The sequence below is a fragment of the Micromonospora sp. RHAY321 genome (assembly GCF_023896955.1).
Lineage (GTDB): Bacteria > Actinomycetota > Actinomycetes > Mycobacteriales > Micromonosporaceae > Micromonospora.
Genome location: NZ_JAMHIW010000003.1, coordinates 300,160 through 317,689, shown reverse-complemented (window position 1 = coordinate 317,689; position 17,530 = coordinate 300,160). Strand labels below are relative to the sequence as shown.

At 73.5% G+C, this 17,530-nt stretch carries 19 protein-coding genes; 10 read left to right on the top strand and 9 right to left on the bottom strand.

Going from position 1 to position 17,530, the window contains the following annotated elements; genetic code table 11:
• Window positions 1-135: 135 nt before the first annotated feature.
• Window positions 136-1,512 carry a YibE/F family protein gene (locus M8C17_RS09560; RefSeq protein WP_252416046.1) on the bottom strand — a complete coding sequence of 459 codons (1,377 nt, stop codon included), beginning with the start codon at window positions 1,510-1,512 and terminating at the stop codon, window positions 136-138.
• Between the two features lie 311 nt (window positions 1,513-1,823).
• Between M8C17_RS09560 and M8C17_RS09555 the strand changes: the two genes are divergently transcribed.
• Complete coding sequence (locus tag M8C17_RS09555) at window positions 1,824-3,911, top strand: copper-translocating P-type ATPase (protein ID WP_252416045.1); 2,088 nt, start codon at window positions 1,824-1,826, stop codon at window positions 3,909-3,911.
• A 6-nt stretch (window positions 3,912-3,917) separates the two neighbouring features.
• On the opposite strand, the gene M8C17_RS09550 is transcribed toward M8C17_RS09555, so the two are convergent.
• On the bottom strand, window positions 3,918-4,214 hold the full coding sequence (locus tag M8C17_RS09550; RefSeq protein WP_252416044.1) for a metal-sensitive transcriptional regulator: 297 nt from the start codon (window positions 4,212-4,214) through the stop codon (window positions 3,918-3,920).
• Between the two features lie 154 nt (window positions 4,215-4,368).
• Between M8C17_RS09550 and M8C17_RS09545 the strand changes: the two genes are divergently transcribed.
• The 7 genes from M8C17_RS09545 to M8C17_RS09515 all read left to right on the top strand — a co-directional run bounded on the left by M8C17_RS09545 (window position 4,369) and on the right by M8C17_RS09515 (window position 10,534).
• Window positions 4,369-4,578: a heavy-metal-associated domain-containing protein gene (locus M8C17_RS09545; protein WP_252416043.1), complete on the top strand. Its 210-nt coding sequence runs from the start codon at window positions 4,369-4,371 to the stop codon at window positions 4,576-4,578.
• Between the two features lie 15 nt (window positions 4,579-4,593).
• Window positions 4,594-5,568: a DUF748 domain-containing protein gene (locus M8C17_RS09540; RefSeq protein ID WP_252416042.1), complete on the top strand. Its 975-nt coding sequence runs from the start codon at window positions 4,594-4,596 to the stop codon at window positions 5,566-5,568.
• A gap of 12 nt (window positions 5,569-5,580) precedes the next feature.
• A complete protein-coding gene (locus M8C17_RS09535) occupies window positions 5,581-7,824 on the top strand; it encodes a cation-translocating P-type ATPase (protein WP_252416041.1) in 2,244 nt (747 codons plus the stop codon).
• Between the two features lie 156 nt (window positions 7,825-7,980).
• A complete protein-coding gene (locus tag M8C17_RS09530; RefSeq protein ID WP_252416040.1) occupies window positions 7,981-8,154 on the top strand; it encodes a CsbD family protein in 174 nt (57 codons plus the stop codon).
• Between the two features lie 163 nt (window positions 8,155-8,317).
• On the top strand, window positions 8,318-8,665 hold the full coding sequence (locus M8C17_RS09525) for an ArsR family transcriptional regulator (protein WP_252416039.1): 348 nt from the start codon (window positions 8,318-8,320) through the stop codon (window positions 8,663-8,665).
• 5 nt (window positions 8,666-8,670) lie between these two features.
• Complete coding sequence (locus M8C17_RS09520; protein WP_252416038.1) at window positions 8,671-8,940, top strand: hypothetical protein; 270 nt, start codon at window positions 8,671-8,673, stop codon at window positions 8,938-8,940.
• Between the two features lie 124 nt (window positions 8,941-9,064).
• The gene (locus tag M8C17_RS09515) at window positions 9,065-10,534 is read left to right on the top strand and encodes an alpha/beta hydrolase (RefSeq protein WP_252416037.1); all 1,470 of its coding nucleotides are present in this window, start codon (window positions 9,065-9,067) and stop codon (window positions 10,532-10,534) included.
• Between the two features lie 60 nt (window positions 10,535-10,594).
• On the opposite strand, the gene M8C17_RS09510 is transcribed toward M8C17_RS09515, so the two are convergent.
• The 4 genes from M8C17_RS09510 to M8C17_RS09495 form a co-directional block, all read right to left on the bottom strand.
• Window positions 10,595-11,221 carry a dihydrofolate reductase family protein gene (locus M8C17_RS09510; protein WP_252416334.1) on the bottom strand — a complete coding sequence of 209 codons (627 nt, stop codon included), beginning with the start codon at window positions 11,219-11,221 and terminating at the stop codon, window positions 10,595-10,597.
• 35 nt (window positions 11,222-11,256) lie between these two features.
• On the bottom strand, window positions 11,257-12,510 hold the full coding sequence (locus tag M8C17_RS09505) for an RNA polymerase sigma factor (protein ID WP_252416036.1): 1,254 nt from the start codon (window positions 12,508-12,510) through the stop codon (window positions 11,257-11,259).
• The gene (locus M8C17_RS09500) at window positions 12,507-12,863 is read right to left on the bottom strand and encodes a YciI family protein (protein WP_252416333.1); all 357 of its coding nucleotides are present in this window, start codon (window positions 12,861-12,863) and stop codon (window positions 12,507-12,509) included. The genes M8C17_RS09505 and M8C17_RS09500 overlap by 4 nt, the downstream gene beginning before the upstream one ends.
• A gap of 149 nt (window positions 12,864-13,012) precedes the next feature.
• A complete protein-coding gene (locus M8C17_RS09495; protein WP_252416035.1) occupies window positions 13,013-14,275 on the bottom strand; it encodes a DUF2786 domain-containing protein in 1,263 nt (420 codons plus the stop codon).
• A 198-nt stretch (window positions 14,276-14,473) separates the two neighbouring features.
• Here M8C17_RS09495 and M8C17_RS09490 point away from each other — a divergent pair, with 198 nt between their 5' ends.
• Both M8C17_RS09490 and M8C17_RS09485 read left to right on the top strand, forming a co-directional pair.
• A complete protein-coding gene (locus M8C17_RS09490) occupies window positions 14,474-14,953 on the top strand; it encodes a DUF2243 domain-containing protein (protein ID WP_252416034.1) in 480 nt (159 codons plus the stop codon).
• Window positions 14,950-15,807 (top strand): cytochrome c oxidase assembly protein, encoded by an 858-nt coding sequence (locus M8C17_RS09485; RefSeq protein ID WP_252416033.1) that lies wholly within the window; start codon window positions 14,950-14,952, stop codon window positions 15,805-15,807. The genes M8C17_RS09490 and M8C17_RS09485 overlap by 4 nt, the downstream gene beginning before the upstream one ends.
• A 34-nt stretch (window positions 15,808-15,841) precedes the next feature.
• On the opposite strand, the gene M8C17_RS09480 is transcribed toward M8C17_RS09485, so the two are convergent.
• The 3 genes from M8C17_RS09480 to M8C17_RS09470 are packed head-to-tail and all read right to left on the bottom strand — an operon-like array spanning window position 15,842 to window position 17,530.
• The gene (locus M8C17_RS09480) at window positions 15,842-16,111 is read right to left on the bottom strand and encodes a hypothetical protein (protein ID WP_252416032.1); all 270 of its coding nucleotides are present in this window, start codon (window positions 16,109-16,111) and stop codon (window positions 15,842-15,844) included.
• A gap of 14 nt (window positions 16,112-16,125) precedes the next feature.
• A complete protein-coding gene (locus M8C17_RS09475) occupies window positions 16,126-17,211 on the bottom strand; it encodes a hypothetical protein (RefSeq protein WP_252416031.1) in 1,086 nt (361 codons plus the stop codon).
• On the bottom strand, window positions 17,189-17,530 hold the full coding sequence (locus M8C17_RS09470) for a WXG100 family type VII secretion target (RefSeq protein WP_252416030.1): 342 nt from the start codon (window positions 17,528-17,530) through the stop codon (window positions 17,189-17,191). The genes M8C17_RS09475 and M8C17_RS09470 overlap by 23 nt, the downstream gene beginning before the upstream one ends.

The following is a 17,530-nucleotide window of genomic DNA, read 5'->3' as shown; positions in this document are numbered from 1 at the left end:
GCAGCGAGGTTACCCGAGAGGCGACCGGCTGAGCTACGTCCTGATGCCGACTAAAAGCGTCATTTCGCCATGGCGTTGAGTGACCAGTGACGCGGTTCTCAGGGCGGATGCCCCACCTCGTCACGCTGAGGAGTGTCACCATGCCGTATCCGTGCTCCTGTCGGGCTCGGGCCACCGGTCGGTGGCGGTGGATGAGGGTGTGGCCCCCGCCGGATCCGGTCCGGTCGGGTCCTGTCGACCCGTGCGGGGGGAGCTGAGTGCCGCCAGTGCCTCCGCGCGATCGGGCCTGGGTCGTCCGGCGGGCGGGTCGGCGACCGGCGTGTTACCGGCCGCGCCGGCCGCGGTCACCACGGCGGCCAGGCCGGTGGTCAGCGGTACGGCGGCGATCAGGCCGAGCGTGGCGACCGCGCTGCGGACGATCTCCTGTGCGAGGAACTCGCTGGTGAGGATCTGTTCGATCGGCCGCGTGTCGGCGGTCAGCAGGAGCAACAGCGGCAGCGAGGCGCCCGCGTACGCCAGCACGATGGTGTTGACGGTGGAGGCGATGTGCGCCCGGCCCACCCGGGTGGCCGCCCGGTAGAGCTGCAACCGGGTCAGCTCCGGGTTGGCGTTCGCCAGCTCGGTGACGGTGGCCGCCTGGGTGACCGTCACGTCGTCGAGCACCCCGAGCGAGCCGATGATGATCCCGGCGAGCAGCAGCCCGTGCAGATCGACGTTGGCCTGGAACATCGACAGGGTGGTGGCGTCCTCGCTGCCGAAACCGGTGAGGTGGGTGGCGGCGGTGGCGATGGTGGCGAGCACGCCGGTCAGCACCAGGCTGCCCAGGGTGCCGAGCACCGCGACCGAGGTCTGCGCGGTGACCCCGTGTGTCAGGTAGAGCACCACGAACATGATCAGGGCGGCACCGACCACCGCCACCAGCAGGGGTGATCGGCCGGCGCCGATCCCCGGCAGCACGAAGGTGAGCAGGATGGCGAAGCTGGCGGCCAGCCCGCCCAGCGCGGCCAGGCCCCGCCACCTGCCGAACGCGACGATCGCGGCGGCGAACACCACCGCCAGCCAGATCAGTGACGTGCCCCGCTGGTGCTCGGCGATGTTCCAACTGCTGGCGGTCGGATCGGTGGGATCGGTCAGCTCGACCAGGACGATCTCGTCGCCGACCTCGACGCGCGGTGCGCCCGGTCCGTCCGGCACCGGGGTCTGGACCTGCTGGCCGGCGGCCGGCCCGTCGGCCACCCGGATGTCGACCGTGCCGCACGGCCCGTCCCCGACATCCGGGGTGCCCTCCGGGCCCGGTGCCGCCGGCGGGCACGGCTCGGTAACCACGCGGGTGACCGTGCCGTGGTAGCGCGGCACGTCGGTGCCGGCGGAGGTCTGCGGTGACCCGTCGCGTGGCCAGAGCACCACCGCGGCGAGCACGGTGGCGACGAAGAGCGGTACCACCGTCGCGATGAGGATCCGTCGTACCCGGGGTGGGGCGGACGGAGCCGAACGGCTGTGGTCGGAACCCAATGTGAGACTCCCAACGATCCGGTGCGGGGTACGTGCCGGCGGGCCGGTCGGTTCACCGTCGCCGCGGGAACGCGGCGACGGACACGACGGATCGCTGGAGCGCGACGGCCTGATCACCGACGGTGAGTGCCGGGCTCGGCCGGCTGGCGGTGACGCCATGTCTCGGCGACACCGATGCCCGACTGCGCGGCAATGTCCGGAGGGCCATCGTGGGAGATGCTAACCAGCCCGACCCGTGGACGCAGGTCGTGGCGGAGTGTCGCGCGGTCGAACCGCCCGCGCGGCGGTGACCGGACCGGCATGTTGGAGCCATGTCCGCTCCGTCACCGCCCGACCCCGACCGCCACGGCGGCCACCAGCAGCACACCGACTCCGCCGGCCCGAAGTCGCACGCGGGGCACGCCGGGCATGACAAGCACGCCGGGCACGATCCGGCGATGTTCCGCCGTCGGTTCTGGGTCTGCCTGGTGCTCACCGTGCCGGTGGTGCTGACGAGCCACCTGGTGCTGGACCGGCTCGGCCTTCGGCTGGACGCTCCGGGGCGCTCCTGGGTCGGGCCGGTACTCGGATCGGTGGTGTTCTGGTGGGGCGGTTGGCCGTTCCTGGTCGGTGCTGTCCGCGAGGTGCGGGACCGCGCGCCGGGGATGATGCTGCTGGTCGCGATGGCGATATCCGTCGCCTACGCTGCGTCGCTGGCCACCAGCCTGGGCGCCTTCGACCTGGACTTCTGGTGGGAGCTGGCCGCGCTGGTCACCATCATGCTGCTCGGGCACTGGCAGGAGATGAAGGCCATCGGGCAGGCCCGGGGTGCGCTGGCGGCGCTCGCCGCGCTGCTGCCGGACGAGGCGGAGCGGGTGACGGCGGAGAGGCGGGTCGAGGCCGTACCGGTGACCGGACTGAGGGTCGGCGATGTGGTGCTGGTCCGGCCGGGGGGCCGGGTGCCGGCCGACGGCCGGATCGTCGACGGCAGCGCCGAGCTGGACGAGTCGATGATCACTGGGGAGTCGCGTCCGGTCGCCCGATCGGCAGGGGACCGGGTGGTGGCCGGCACCGTGGTCACCGACTCGGCGGTCCGGGTCCGCGTCGAGGCGCTCGGTGAGCAGACCGCGCTCGCCGGCATCCAGCGGATGGTCGCGCAGGCGCAGCGCTCCGGCGGGCGGGCGCAGTTGCTGGCCGACCGGTTCGCCGCCGCGCTGTTCTACCTGGCCACGGGCACCGCGGTGCTGACCGTGCTGGTCTGGACCGCGCTGGGCGAGCCGGACGAGGCCGTGGTCCGTGCGGTGACCGTCCTGGTGATCGCCTGCCCGCACGCGCTGGGTCTGGCCATCCCGCTCGTCGTGGCGCTCTCCACCGCGCTGGCCGCGCGGTCCGGGATCCTGGTCAAGGACCGGCTGGCGCTGGAGCGGATGCGGACCGTGGCCGCCGTGCTCTTCGACAAGACCGGCACGCTGACCCGGGGCGAGCACGTGGTCACCGACGTGGCGACGGTGCCCGGCGTCGAGCGGGACGAGGTGCTGCGGATCGCGGCCGGCGTGGAGTCCGACAGCGAGCATCCCCTGGCCCGGGCGATCGTGGCGGCGGCCGGTGACGCCGGCCCGGCCCGGGCCGCCGGGTTCCGGTCGATGCCCGGCCGGGGTGTGCAGGCCACCGTCGACGGTACGGAGTACGCGGTGGGCGGGCCGGCGCTGCTACGGGAGTTGGACCTGCCGCTGCCGGCCGGGTTGGACGCGGCGACCGGGCCGTGGTCGGCGCGGGGTGCCGCCGTGCTGCACCTGGTGCGGCTGCCGGACGCGGTGCTCGCCGCGTTCGCGCTGACCGACGAGGTGCGTCCGGAGGCTCGCCAGGCGATTGCCGAGCTGCGCGCCGAGGGCGTCCGGACCATCGCCATGATCACTGGGGATGCCCGCTCGGTGGCGGAGTCGGTCGCCGCCGACCTCGGCTTCCGTGCGGGCGTCGACGAGGTCTTCGCCGAGGTGCTGCCGGCGGAGAAGGACGACCGGGTGACCGAACTGCAGCGGCGCGGGCTGTCGGTGGCGATGGTCGGCGACGGGGTGAACGACGCGCCGGCGTTGGCCCGCGCCGACGTGGGTATCGCGATCGGGGCGGGCACCGATGTGGCGATCGAGTCCGCCGGGGTGGTGCTGGCGTCGTCGGATCCGCGCGGGGTCGCCGCCGTGGTCCGGCTGTCGCGGGCGTCGTACGGCAAGATGCGGCAGAACCTGGCCTGGGCGGCGGGCTACAACGTGGTGGCGCTGCCGCTGGCCGCCGGGGTGTTCGCCTGGGCCGGGGTGGCGTTGAGCCCGGCGCTGGCGGCCGTGCTGATGTCCGCGTCCACCATCGTGGTGGCGCTCAACGCCCAGTTGCTGCGCCGGGTGCGCCTCGACCCGGGGCGCGACTGAGAGCCCTCAGCCGCGCTTCATCAGCCGGCCGACCGCCGCCATCATCTCGGTGGCCATCTCGTCGGCCCGGCCCTCGGCCGCTCCCTCGTGCATGCAGTGCCGGGCGTGCCCGTCGAGCAGGCCCAACGCCACCTTGTCGAGTGCGGCCTGGATCGCGGAGATCTGGGTGAGCACGTCGATGCAGTAGCGGTCCTCGTCGACCATCTTCTCGATGCCCCGGACCTGCCCCTCGACACGGCGGAGCCGCGTGAGCAGCTGGTCCTTGCTGGCGGTGTACCCGCGGATCGGGGTGGGTGCGGTCATGAGAACCAGGATAGCTTACCCCTAGGGGGTATGGTACGGTCGTCTCTGCCGGGATACCCCCACCGGGTACCGGTAAGTGACATGGGCAGAGGTTCGTCTCCGAGTTACCCCCCGGGGGTATAGGCTCGGAGGTGGCAGAGGGGAGATCAGTCCGATGGTCAACACGACGTACCAGGTGCAGGGCATGACCTGTGGGCACTGCGTCAGCGCGGTCAGCGCCGAGGTGGGCGCCATCGCCGGGGTCAGCGACGTCCAGGTCGACCTGGCCAGCGGCCGGGTCACCGTCACCAGCGACCAGCCGCTGGACGTGGACAGCGTCCGGGCCGCCGTCGACGAGGCCGGCTACGACCTCGTCGACGCCTGAGCACGGGAGGCCGGCATGAACACGGTGACCAGACTCGGCGGGTTCGCCCTCGGCCTCGCGGCGGTCTTCGGCGCGGCGTACGGGATCGGCCAGGTGGCCGGTCCCGCCGCCCCGGTCGCCGAGAGCCGGCACGACGGCGGAGCCGCCCACGAGCCGGGCGCGAGCGATCCCGGGGAGCACGACGAGTCGGTCGACCGGATCCCCGGTGGCTTGCTCGTCTCCGACCGGGGCTACACCCTCGAACCGGTCGCCGCGCCGGCCGGCGAGTTCGCCTTCCGGATCGGCGGGCCGGACGGCCGCCCGGTGACCCGCTACGACGTGGCGCACGACAAGCGGATGCACCTCATCGTCGCCCGGCGGGACCTCTCCGGTTTCCGGCACGTGCACCCCGACCTCGCCCCGGACGGCACCTGGCGGGTCGCCAGCCCGCTGGTCGGCCCCGGGCAGTGGCGGGCGTTCGCCGACTTCACCCCGACCGGGGGTGAGCCGCTGACCCTCGGGGTGGACGTGACCGTTCCCGGAGCGCTGACCGAGCGACCGCTGCCCGCCCCGGCGAGCAGCACCACCGTCGACGGCTACACGGTCACCCTGACCGGCACGCCGCAGCCGGGCCGCACCTCACCGCTCACCCTGACCATCAGCCGGGACGGGCAGCCGGTCACCGACCTGGAGCCCTACCTGGGCGCGTACGGGCACCTGGTGGCGCTGCGCCGGGGCGACCTCGCGTACCTGCACGTGCACCCGGACGGGACACCCGGCGACGGGCGCACCCGCCCCGGCCCGGCCGTCACCTTCCTCGCCGAGGTGCCCTCGGCCGGCAGCTACCGGCTCTATCTCGACTTCCGGCACGGCGGAGCGGTGCACACCGCCGAGTTCACCGTCGTGGCCGGCACGCCAACGGCCGGTACGCCGACGACCGCGCCCACCCAGAGCGGACCCGCACCGACCGGCGGCGCCGACCACGGCACGCCCGGGCACGGGCACAACTGACGGGACGTGACGATGACCACCACCAGCAGCAGACCGCTGCCCGAGGCACCGAACCGCATCGAGCTGGCGATCAGCGGGATGACCTGCGCCGCCTGTGCCGCCCGGATCGAGAAGAAGCTGAACCGGATGGACGGGGTCAGCGCCACGGTCAACTACGCCACCGAGAAGGCCACCGTCCGGTACGACGCCGGCGTCACGCCCGACGACCTGATCGACACGGTGCAGAAGACCGGCTACACGGCCGCGCTGCCGTCCCCGCCGGCCGCCGCCGAGGAGCCGGTGGACGCGCTGCGCGGGCCGCGTACCCGGCTCTGGGTGTCGGTGGCGCTCAGCGTGCCGGTGGTCCTGCTGGCCATGGTGCCGGCCTGGCAGTTCGACTACTGGCAGTGGCTGTCGCTGACCCTGGCCGCCCCGGTGGTGGTCTGGGGCGGGCTGCCCTTCCACCGGGCGGCCTGGACCAACCTGCGGCACGGCGCGGCGACCATGGACACCCTGGTGTCGCTGGGCACGCTCGCCGCCTTCGGGTGGTCGCTCTGGGCGCTCTTCCTCGGCGACGCCGGGATGCCCGGGATGACGCACCCGTTCCGCTTCGACATCACCCGCACCGACGGCGCCGGCAACATCTACCTGGAGGCGGCCGCCGGGGTGACGGTGTTCATCCTGGCCGGCCGCTACTTCGAGGCCCGATCCAAGCGGACCGCCGGCGCCGCCCTGCGCGCCCTGCTCGAACTCGGCGCCAAGGAGGTGGCGGTGCTGCGGGACGGAGTGGAGACCCGGATCCCGGTGGATCGGCTCGCCGTCGGTGACCGGTTCGTGGTCCGCCCCGGCGAGAAGATCGCGACCGACGGGGTGGTGGACGAGGGCACCTCGGCCGTCGACGCCAGCATGCTCACCGGCGAGTCGGTGCCGGTCGAGGTCGGCCCGGGCGACGGGGTGGTGGGCGCCACGATCAACGCGGGTGGCCGGCTGGTCGTCACCGCCACCCGGGTCGGAGCGGACACCCAGCTCGCCCGGATGGCCGACCTGGTGGAGCAGGCGCAGAGCGGCAAGGCGGCCGTGCAGCGGCTGGCGGACCGGATCTCGGGCGTCTTCGTGCCGATCGTGATCACGCTGGCCGTGGGCACCCTCGGCTGGTGGCTCGGCACCGGTGCCGGGCCGACCGCCGCGTTCACCGCCGCGGTGGCCGTGCTGATCATCGCCTGCCCGTGCGCACTCGGCCTGGCCACGCCGACCGCGCTGCTCGTCGGGACCGGCAGGGGCGCCCAGCTCGGCGTGCTGATCAAGGGACCTGAGGTGCTGGAGTCGACCCGCCGGGTGGACACGGTGGTGCTGGACAAGACCGGCACCGTGACGACGGGCCGGATGACGCTGGTGGACGTGCTGCCGGCGGCCGGTGCGGACCGCGCCGAGCTGCTCCGGCTCGCCGGGGCGGTGGAGGCAGCCTCCGAGCACCCGATCGCCCGGGCGGTCGCCGCGGGCGCCGCCGAGACGGAGACGTTGCCCCCGGTGACCGGCTTCGCCAACCTCGAAGGGCTGGGTGTCACCGGCACGGTCGAGGGGCGGTCCGTGCTGGTCGGCCGGCTCCGGCTGCTGCGGGAGCGCGGGCTCGACGTGCCGCCGGAGGTCCAGCGGGCCGTCGCCGACGCGGAGGCCGGCGGCCGGACGGCGATCGTCGCCGGCTGGGACGGGCGGGCGCGGGGCGTGCTCGCGGTCGCCGACGTGGTTCGGCCGACCAGCCGGGCGGCCGTGGCCCGGCTGCGCGCCCTGGGGCTCACCCCGGTGCTGCTGACCGGGGACAACACCACCGTGGCCCGGGCGGTCGCCGCCGAGGTGGGCGTGGACGAGGTGATCGCCGAGGTGCTGCCGGCCGGCAAGGTCGACGTGGTCAAGCGGCTCCAGGCCGAGGGCCGGTCGGTGGCGATGGTCGGCGACGGGGTCAACGACGCTCCGGCGCTGGCCCAGGCCGACCTGGGTCTCGCCATGGGTACCGGCACCGATGTGGCGATCGAGGCGTCCGACCTCACGCTGGTCCGCGGCGATCTGGACGCCGCGGTGGACGCCATCCGGTTGTCCCGACGCACGCTCGGCATCATCCGGGGCAACCTGTTCTGGGCGTTCGGATACAACGTGGCGGCCCTGCCGCTGGCCGCCGCCGGGCTGCTCAACCCGATGATCGCCGGCGCCACGATGGCCCTCTCCTCGGTCTTCGTGGTGGCCAACAGCCTGCGCCTGCGCCGGTTCCGCCCGGCCGCCTGACCTGCCCGAACTCTCGCCCTGGTCGGTACAGCCAGCAACCGGACCGTTGTGGAGACGGTGACCCACGGTGAGGTCGGAGTCCCCTGGAAATGGTTGAGCGGCCGACCGTGGGGGTACTGCTGATCCTGTAGCGACACTCGCAATGGAGGTTGGCACATGGGTATCGACGACAAGATCAACAATGCCAGCGAGGACGCGGCCGGCAAGATCAAGGAAGGCGCCGGTCGGGCCACCGACAACGAGCGCCTCGAGGCCGAGGGTCGCAACGACCAGGCTGGCGCCAAGCTCAAGCAGGCAGGCGAGAAGATCAAGGACGCCTTCAAGAGCTGACGTACGACGCACTCCCACGCCGGGCCGGTGATCGATCACCGGCCCGGCGTGCTGTCTGTCCGCATCCGTCCGGCGACCCTGAGATCCCCCTGATCCGGCCCGGCATCCCTGGCCTCCCTGTGCGCCACCCGCTAACTTCTGTTGGCATGTGCAAGGGCTGGTTATGAGTGGCGCTCCGCCGCCGACCGGCGACGACCTGGTCCGGGTGCTGGCCACCCTGGCCAACCCGCACCGGCTGCGGGTCGTCGCCGCGCTGGCCCGGGAGCGTGCCTACGTCAGCGGGCTGGCCCGGCAACTGGGCATCAGCCGGGCGCTGTTGCAGGTCCACCTACGGAAGCTGGCGGCGGCCGGGCTGGTCACCGCCCGCCTGGAGTTGTCGGAGGACGGAAAGGCCATGAACTACTACGAGGTGGAGCCGTTCGTGCTCACACTCACCCCCCAGGTCATCGCGGAGGCGGTCGAGACACTGACCGTCCCCGACTCGGCCGAGCAGCCCGGAGCGGACCGGTGACCGGAATGAGCGAACACGACTGGACCGAGGTGGTCGGCGCGATCGGCATCTTCGCCCTGCTGATCACCGTGTTCGCGGTGACCGTCGTCCAGCTGGCCAAGACCCGACGGGCCCGGTTCGACGGAGCCCGCGCCGACGACTACCGCCGGCTCGCCGAGACGGCCGCGCAGGCGCAGGCGGAGAACGCCCGCCTGCTCGCCGCGCTCGACGGCCGGCTCGGCGGAATGGAGACCCGGATGACCACGCTCGAACGCGTCCTGCGCGAGGTCGACTGATCCCCGTGGGCCAGAGACCCCGGGCCGTCGAGCGGCTACTCGACGGCCCGGGTGGAAGCAGCACCACCTCGCCCGATGGGCGAGTTTCTCCCGTGACGCTCCTTCGAGGAGAGGACAGCACCTCATGCTGCGCGTACGCAAATCCGCCGTCGGGTGGGCGGTCGCCCTGGCCGTCGCGGCCACCGGACTGACGCCGGCGAGCCCGGCCAACGCCCGACCACGACCGCTCCCGAGCATCGACTGGCAGCCCTGCGCCGGCGACGCCACCGCCGAGTGCGGCACCCTGTCGCTCCCAATCGACTGGCGCCGGCCCGGGGGTGAGCGGTTCGACCTGGCGCTGGCCCGCCGGGTCGCCACCGACCCGTCCGCCCGGACCGGAACGCTGGTGTTCGGCCCCGGTGGGCCGGGCGACAGCGGCGTCGACCGGGTGGTGGCCGGCAGTTCCCGGTTCAGCGCCGACCTGCGCCGACAGTTCGACATCGTCAGCTTCGACCCGCGCGGCACCGGGCGTAGCCACCCCGTGGTCTGCTCGAAGGACCTGCTCGCCCGGCAACCACAACTGCTGACCGACCAGGCCCAGTTCGACACCACGCTGGCCGGCAACGCGCTGCTGCGGGCCGACTGCCGGGCCCGCACCGGCCCGCTCTACGACCACGTCGACACGACCAGCGCCGCCCGCGACCTCGACGCGGTCCGCGCCGCGCTCGGTGAGCGGCGGCTGACCTTCCACGGCAGCTCGTACGGGACGCTGCTCGGCACCCGGTACGCCGAGCTGTACCCGCACCGCGTCCGGGCCATGGTGCTGGAGTCGACGGTGGACCACAGCCTCGGCACCAGCGCCTTCCTGGACACCCAGGCCGTCACCGGCGAGGACTCGTTCGACGAGTTCGTCGCGTGGTGCGACCGGACCGCCGCCTGCGCGCTGCACGGGCGGGACGTCCGTTCCGTGTGGGCCGGGCTGCACGCCCGCGCCGAGCGTGGCTTGCTCACCGACCCGGCCCGACCCTCGGTCGTGCTGACGCCCTTCGAGCTGAGTCGGCTCGCCCACCGGGAGCTCTACGATCCACGGTGGCCGAAGCTGGCGGGGTGGATCGCCTCCCTGGACGCCGCCGCAACGCCGAGCGCCGTCGCACCGGTCGAACGGTCAACGGGCGACGCCGTGGCGCCGTACCCGTTCGCGGTCTTCTGCCAGGACTGGAGCCTGCCCGTCCGCGACTACCGTGAGTACGCCGGACACCTGCGCCGAGTGGCCCGCCTCGCGCCCGACCTGCGCTACGCACCGGCCCTGTTCGCTCTCGTCACCTGCCTGGGCACCCCGACGCCGGTCGCCAACCCGCAGCACCGCCTCCGGGTCCGCACCGATGTGCCGCTGCTGCTCGCGGCCACCCGGCACGACCCGGCCAGCGGCTACAACTGGGCCACGAACGTGGCGCGGCAGTTGGGCGACCACGGCCTGCTGCTCACTTACGAGGGATGGGGGCACGGCAGCTACACCACCAGCCCGTGCGTGGGCGGCGCCGTCGACCGCTACCTGACCAGCGTGGTGGTGCCCCGGCCGGGCACCACCTGCGCGGCCGTCGACCCGCCGGTCTGACCGACCGTTGGCCCAGTGCCGGCCCCGGTCGTCTCGCGGCGACCGGGGCCGGTGACCCGGTCAGCGCAGGACGCGGTAGCGCAGGTGGGCCACGGTCGGTCCGGCCACCACCGCCACCTGCTCCAGCCGCGGCGCGATCCCGTCGAAGAGCCGTTCACCGGCCCCGAGCACGACAGGCACCAGGTGCAGATCCAGGGTGTCGATCAGCTCGGCGGCCAGGTACTGCCGGACCGTGCTCGCGCCGCCCGCGATCGACACCTGCCGGTCACCCGCGGCCTCCCGGGCCTGCCGCAGCGCCGACTCGATCCCGTCGCTGACGAACCGGAACTCGGTGCCGCCCCGCATCAGCAGCGGCGCCCGGCGATGGTGGCTGAGCACGAAGACAGGGGTGTGGAACGGTGGGTCGTCGCCCCACCAGCCGTGCCAGCTCTCGTCCCAGTCGCCGTCCCCGCCGCCGAACATCCGTCGGCCCATCACGTACGCCCCCACGTCACGGGTCAGCTCGTCGACCAGGTCGGCGTCGACACCCCGCTCGCCGCCGGACAACCCGTGCTGCGCCCGCCAGCTGTCCAGGCCCAAGAACCACTCGTGCAACCGCAGCCCGCCGCGGCCCAGCGGATCCTGCCGGCTCTGGTCCGGCCCGGCCACGTACCCGTCCAGCGAGATCGACAACTGACTGCTCACCATTCCCATGCCAGGTCGACTCCGGCGACCGCCCGAGCTCATCGCTGCGCCGCCAGTCGGGCGGCCCGCAACTCCAGGTACCGCTGCTCGGGCAGGCTGGTGGTGCCCCGCGCCGCCGCCAGGTACGCGTCCCGCGCCGCCCCGAACTCCCCGGCCAGCTCCAGCAGGTGGGCCCGGACCGCGGCGAGCCGGTGGTGCCCGGCGGTGCGCTCGTCGGCGTCCAGGGGCGTGAGGAGGGCGAGCCCGGCCCGTGGCCCGTCCACCATGGCGACCGCCACCGCCTGGTTGAGGGTGACCATCGGGTTCGGCGCGATCCGGGCGAGCAGCCGGTACAGCGCGACGATCTGCGGCCAGTCCGTGGCCGCCGCCGTCGGCGCCTCGGCGTGCACCGCGGCGATCGCCGCCTGGAGCTGGTACGGGCCGGGCGGCGACCAGGTCAGCGCCTCGGTGATCAGCGTGATCCCGGCCGCGATGGCCGTCCGGTCCCACCGGCCGCGGTCCTGCTCGGTCAGCGGCACCAATTCGCCGTCCGCACCCACCCGGGCGGCCCGGTGGGCGTCGGTGAGCAGCATCAGCGCCAGCAGCCCGGCGACCTCGCCCTCGTCGGGCAGCAGTCCGTGCAGGATGCGGGCCAGTCGGATCGCCTCGCCGGTCAGCTCCGCCCGGTGCAGGTCCGGACCGCTGGACGCGGTGTACCCCTCGTTGAAGATCAGGTAGAGCACCCGAAGCACCGTCCGCAACCGCTCGTTGCGCTCGCCGGGTGCGGGCATGGTGAAACGGGCGCCGGCGACCTCGATCCGCTGTTTGGCCCGGCGGATCCGCTGGCTCATCGTCGCCTCCGGCACCAGGTGGGCCCGGGCGATCTGGGCGGTGCTGAGACCGCCGACCGCGCGCAGGGTGAGCGCCACCTGCGCCTCGGGGGCCAGCGCCGGGTGGCAGCAGAGGAAGAGCAGGGTGAGCGTGTCGTCGGCGTCCGCCACTGCCGGCTCCGCGTCGGCCGCCGGTGCCACCCCGGCGTACGCCGGCTCGCGCAGCGCCACCGCCACCTCGCGGTCCCGGCGGGCGCGCTCGCTGCGCCACTCGTCGGTGAGGCGGCGGGTGGCGACGGTGAGCAGCCACGCGCGGGGGTTGTCCGGCACGCCCTGCCCGGGCCACTGCGTCGCGGCAGCCAGCAGGGCCTCCTGGACGGCGTCCTCGCACCGGTCGAACTGCCCGTGCCGGCGGACCAGCAGGCCGAGGACCTGCGGCGCGAGTGTGCGCAGCAGGTCCTCGACCGTCCGGTCGTCGGTCACATCTCCGTCCCGGCGTCATCCATGATCGGGCGGACCTCCATGGCGCCGCCGAAGCGCACGTCGGGCCAGCGGGCGGCGATCTCCGCGGCCCGCTGCGGGCTGGCGCAGTCGACGGTCAGATAGCCGGCGAACTGCTCCTTGCTCTCCATGAACGGCCCGTCGACGACCTCCGGGTGGCCGCCCGCGAGCCGGACAGTCAGCGTCTGCGACGGGTTGGCCAGTGCCTGGCCGCCGACCAGCTCGCCGGTCTCGGTCAGCTCCTTCATGATCTCGTCGACCTCGCCGAACAGGGCGGTGCGCTCCCGCTCGGTCAGCTCCTCGGTGAAGCCCGGGCGGTTCCAGATCAGCAGCATGTACTTCACGGCGATGCTCCTCGGGTCCTGGTCGCACCCCGGTCGGGGTGCGGTTCCACCGGAGGGTCGGAGCCAGAACCCCGTTCCCTACCGTGTACCGAAGAAAATCGCAGAAATTCCCGGGTCGTGGCGGTCCCACGCCGGGTCGGTCAGCGCGGGTCCGGCCGGCCGGGCACCTGTCGGGGTGGCGGCCGCTTCCCGCCGACGTCCAGTGACGCCCGGTCCGCCGCCGAGGTGCCGGACGACCAGCCCTCGGCGTCGCGGACGCTGAGCCGGTGCCGGGTGACACCGGGAAAGAGCGTGTCCAGCCGCTCCCGGACCGCCTCGCCGCGCGCCGCGAGCACCGGCAGCAGCCGCTCGGGACCGGCCGTCTCGGCCGCCGCCTGGTCCGCCGCCTCGGTGGTCGCCCGCAGCCGCTCGCCGATCCGCAGCGCGAACGCGTTGAGGAACGACTCGTCCCAGACCCGGGTCCGCCGGCCGGCCCCCGGCCGCCGCTCGGCGCGTCCGCGCAGCATCGCGGCGGTGGCCTGGACCAGCAGAGAGGTGTACAGCAGCTCCACGGCCACCAGGTCGGCCGGCCAGCCCAGCACGGTGGCGAAACCGAGGTCGTCGGACCAGACCGCCTCGCATCGGTTCGCCGTCGCCACCTCCTGCACCAGCAGGGCCTTGGCCCCCGCGTACGGGGCGTCGGTGCCCAGGCGCACCCCGCCGGGCACGTCGCCGCGCTCGGCCCCGGCGGCGAGCAGCGCCTCGTCGATGCTGTGCCGGGCGATCAGCTCCTGCGCCTTGCCGGTCAACGCCTCCGCCTCGGCCGGGAAGGTCGTCGACTCGGCCTTGGCCAGCAGCGCCCGTACGCGGTCGAGCATCCCCGACCCGCTGCGACTGGCACCGCCGGCCGGTCGGCGGGCGGTCGCCGCACCCGCCGTGCCGGGTGGCGGGCGCAGTACCGCGATCGGCGGCAGGCTCTCCACCAGCACGAGGGCGTCCACCGCCGCGCGCAGCGCGTCGACCCGGTCCAGCCCTTCCCGGGCGGACCAGCCGGCCAGCACGGCCCGGTCGTCGTCCCACCAGACCTCGGCGGCCAGCTCGCGTAGCTGCTCGTCCCACCAGGCCGGGACCGGCCCGGGCTGCTCGCGCCGCTGGCCGGCCATCGCGTCTCGGACCAGCCGGGCGTGGCGGGGGCCGAGCCGCCGGGTGGTGAGGCGGTCCAGGTCGGCGGGTTGCCAGCCGCGTGGCCAGAGTCGCCCCACGCCGCGGACCAGGCGACGCAGCAGCGCCAGGTCCACCGCCGCGGTGCCGTCCGCCGTACCGGTGCCGACCATCAGACGGTCCAGCTGTCGTTCGGCCTGGCGTACGTCGGTGCCGCGCACCGCCGCGAGCGCCTCGGCGACCAGTTCGTCCGCGTCCGGCACGGGCACCTCCTCCTGTGGCTTCCGCTGCCGGCGTGGGTCGGGCGGATCCCGCTACCGGGCGTGGCTCCGGCAACCCCGTTCCATGATCATGCCGGTAGCCGCCTCCGGGGCGTCGAACGGGGATGTCGTCGCACCATGTGCACCTTTCGTTCCTATCAGGGTAGTTTCGGAACAGGCCCAGGCGATGCGAGGTGTGAGATGGCCGGTCCCCGCCTTCCGGACGCGCGCACCGCCGCCGTGCCGGACGTCCGCTCCTCCCTCCTCGCCGGTGCCCTGATCGGGGTCGCGGTGATGGCCGCGGTGGACGAGATCGTCTTCCACCAGCTACTGGCCTGGCACCACTTCTACGACCGGTCCACCCCGTCGGTGGCACTGCTCTCCGACGGGCTGCTGCACGCCGCCGAGCTGATCGGCCTGGTCGCCGGGTTCTTCTGGTTCGCCGACCTGCGCCGGAGGGCGGCTCTGGCGACCCGGCACGCCTGGGGTGGCTTCCTGCTCGGCGCCGGGGGATTCCAGGTCTTCGACGGGCTGGTCGACCACAAGGTGCTCCGGCTGCACCAGATCCGCTACGGCGTGCACCTGGTGCCGTACGACGTGCTCTGGAATGTGGGCGGTGCCGTACTGCTGCTCGCCGGCGCCGCGCTCGTCAGGCGCGCCAGGGCCGGCGGCCGCCGTTGACGCTCGTCCCCGCCGCCCACGTGGTCGCGCACGGAGGGCACGCGGCGGATGGTCGGGTCTGGTATCCGCTGGCGGTGGTCGGCCTGCTGGCCGGCGCGTACCTGCTGGCCACCGCGCGCGACCGACGGGGCTGGGACCATCGGCGCAGCGCCGCCTGGCTGGCCGGGTGTGCTGTGCTGGCGGTCGCGGTCGGGCCGCTCGCACAGCTCCCCGACGACCCGCGCGGACACATGGCGCAGCACCTGCTGCTCGGCATGGTGGCCCCGCTCGGGCTGGTGCTCGGCGCCCCGGTGACCCTGCTGCTGCGGATCTCGACCACGCGCACGCGTCGGTTGGTCGGCCGGTTGCTGCGTGCTCGCCCGCTGCACCTGCTCGCGCATCCGATCACGGCGGCCCTGCTGAGTACCGGTGGGCTGGCGTTGGTACTGCTCACCCCGCTGTACGCCGCGGCGGAGCGCCAACCCGCCCTGCACCACGCGCTGCACCTGCACTACCTGGCCGCCGGGTACCTGTTCGCCTGGTCGCTGGCCGGGCCGGACCCGGCACCACGACGCCCCGGGCTGGCCGTTCGGGTCGGCGCGCTGCTGGGCGCGGCGGCCGGGCACGCCGCGCTCGCCAAGTACCTCTACGCGCACGCCGACACCCTGCCGCCCGGGCTGACCGACCCCGACCCGGCGGCGTTCCGGTCCGCCGCCCAGCTCATGTACTACGGCGGCGACGTTGCCGAGCTGCTGCTCGCCGTTGCCCTCTTCGCCACCTGGTACCACCGCCGGACACCGCGCACCCTCCACCCGGCCACGAGGTCCCGAACGCTCGGCCCGGCGCCGACCCCATCCCCGCCCACGCGGGCCTGATCCCGCTCGACTCGGGGACCGGTGCGCTCGTCGCTCAGCCGCGCGCCGCGAGGGCGGTGGAGAGCCGACCGAGGAAGGCGCGGATGGTCTCCTCGCTGTGGTGCGTCTCGGCCTGGTCGTTGAGAGGGCCCGAGTAGCGCAGCGCCTGGTCGAGCGCGTCCAGCGTCTCGGCCCGGTCCCCCGGGTAGAGCCCGCCGACCACCCCGTCGGCGACCCGGGTCACCACCGTGTCGTCGAGCGCCCCGTCGAACTGGACCCCGTAGAGGATTCCGTTGACGTGGCCCTTCCAACTGCTCGTACCCATGCTCGTCGACTCTCCTAGAAGATCCGGCTGCCGTTCCAGCCCAGGATTGGGACGCCGCCGAGGCCGTTGCGCTTGAACTCGGCGTCGAGATTGCCCATGTGGCTGACGTCGGGCTGGTAATGACCGCTGCGCGCCGTCGCGTACTGGACCATACCGTCCTTGACGACCAGCTCGCCCGCCGCCGCGACCGGCTGCCCGTTACCCAGCGTCGAGTGGTGGAAGTCGCCAACCTTCTGGTAATTCGACGCGTACAGGTTGCCGTTCCGGTCCATCACGAAGATCGCCTGGCCGTTTCCGCTGAACACGGTCTGGGCGCTCGAGGTGTCGAACGGCTCGCCGTTGCGTGCGCTGCGCAGGACGCCGTTGCCATCGAAGAACACCCGGTGCTGTTCCAGCTCCTCGGGACTGAGCCGGCGCACCGCCGTCGGGAAGTGCCCTCCCGGCAGGTGCTCGTTCCGGTACTTGTCGAGCATCGGCTTCGTGTTGTGGTAGCGGGGCGTGGTGTGCGGGCCGGGCACCCCCGGTCGTCCCGGGCCGCCCCGTCCCGGGCCCTTGCGGGTGAACCGGCGCAGCAGCGTCTTCGCCCGCTTCAGCAACCGGGGAATGATCTCCTTGACGACCCGTTCGACGACCTCCTTGATGATCCGTTGGATCGCCATCCGGGCCAGGCCGATCGAGACGGGGATCTGGGCCAGCGAGGCGCCGAGGGTGGGAGCCGCCGCCGCCAGCGCGATCGCCACCTGCACCACGAGGATCGTCAGCTGGACGATGACGAGGATCTTCTGCGTGAGGGTGATGATGGCCATCACCAGCAACGCCATGCCGATCAGCTCGGCCGCCTGCGCGCCGTCCTCCATCCGGCGCGGCGCACCCTCCTCGCCACGCCACACCTGCTCGAAGGCGCGGACGTCGTCCCCACTGTTGGTCGCGCCGACCTTCGCCGCGCCGGCCTCCGCCTCCGCGAGCGTCGTACGCAGCCGGCCGGCGAACGCGAACCACAGCTGCGACGCCTCGAACAGCAGCTCCTCGTCGGCGGTCGGCCAGGTGAAGCCGACCCAGCCCAGAGCCTCGACGAGCTCAGGAGGTAGCTGCATACCCACCGGGCAGCTCCATCCTCGTGAAGAGTTCCGCGTTGGCCGTCTCGGTCGCCTCGTGTGCGTCGGCACTGAGGTCGAGGTTCCCGGCGGCCTCCAGCAACTGATCCGCCATCGACCGGTAGACGTCGAGCGCGTGCGTCAGGACCTCGACGTACACAGCTCCGAAGAGCGAGCCCGCCTCGTCCGCGCCCCAGGGATTACCCGCGCCGTTCACCGTCGACTCGAGGCTGGCGATCTCCGCGCCGAACTGCTGGCCGGTGGCCGCGAGCGACCCCGCCGCGGCATGGAGGGCGTCGACGTCGACCTCAATCCCGTCGGACAT

Bases quoted from the DNA above. Each gene is read 5' to 3' on its own strand.
- M8C17_RS09500 (WP_252416333.1), bottom strand. From the start codon at position 12,863: ATGCTGCTGATCTGGAACCGCCCGGGCTTCACCGAGGAGCTGACCGAG.
- M8C17_RS09555 (WP_252416045.1), top strand. From the start codon at position 1,824: ATGTCCGCTCCGTCACCGCCCGACCCCGACCGCCACGGCGGCCACCAG.
- M8C17_RS09480 (WP_252416032.1), bottom strand. From the start codon at position 16,111: ATGGGTACGAGCAGTTGGAAGGGCCACGTCAACGGAATCCTCTACGGG.
- M8C17_RS09525 (WP_252416039.1), top strand. From the start codon at position 8,318: ATGAGTGGCGCTCCGCCGCCGACCGGCGACGACCTGGTCCGGGTGCTG.
- M8C17_RS09515 (WP_252416037.1), top strand. From the start codon at position 9,065: ATGCTGCGCGTACGCAAATCCGCCGTCGGGTGGGCGGTCGCCCTGGCC.
- M8C17_RS09520 (WP_252416038.1), top strand. From the start codon at position 8,671: ATGAGCGAACACGACTGGACCGAGGTGGTCGGCGCGATCGGCATCTTC.
- M8C17_RS09490 (WP_252416034.1), top strand. From the start codon at position 14,474: ATGGCCGGTCCCCGCCTTCCGGACGCGCGCACCGCCGCCGTGCCGGAC.
- M8C17_RS09530 (WP_252416040.1), top strand. From the start codon at position 7,981: ATGGGTATCGACGACAAGATCAACAATGCCAGCGAGGACGCGGCCGGC.
- M8C17_RS09510 (WP_252416334.1), bottom strand. From the start codon at position 11,221: ATGGTGAGCAGTCAGTTGTCGATCTCGCTGGACGGGTACGTGGCCGGG.
- M8C17_RS09545 (WP_252416043.1), top strand. From the start codon at position 4,369: ATGGTCAACACGACGTACCAGGTGCAGGGCATGACCTGTGGGCACTGC.
- M8C17_RS09470 (WP_252416030.1), bottom strand. From the start codon at position 17,530: ATGTCCGACGGGATTGAGGTCGACGTCGACGCCCTCCATGCCGCGGCG.
- M8C17_RS09550 (WP_252416044.1), bottom strand. From the start codon at position 4,214: ATGACCGCACCCACCCCGATCCGCGGGTACACCGCCAGCAAGGACCAG.
- M8C17_RS09540 (WP_252416042.1), top strand. From the start codon at position 4,594: ATGAACACGGTGACCAGACTCGGCGGGTTCGCCCTCGGCCTCGCGGCG.
- M8C17_RS09535 (WP_252416041.1), top strand. From the start codon at position 5,581: ATGACCACCACCAGCAGCAGACCGCTGCCCGAGGCACCGAACCGCATC.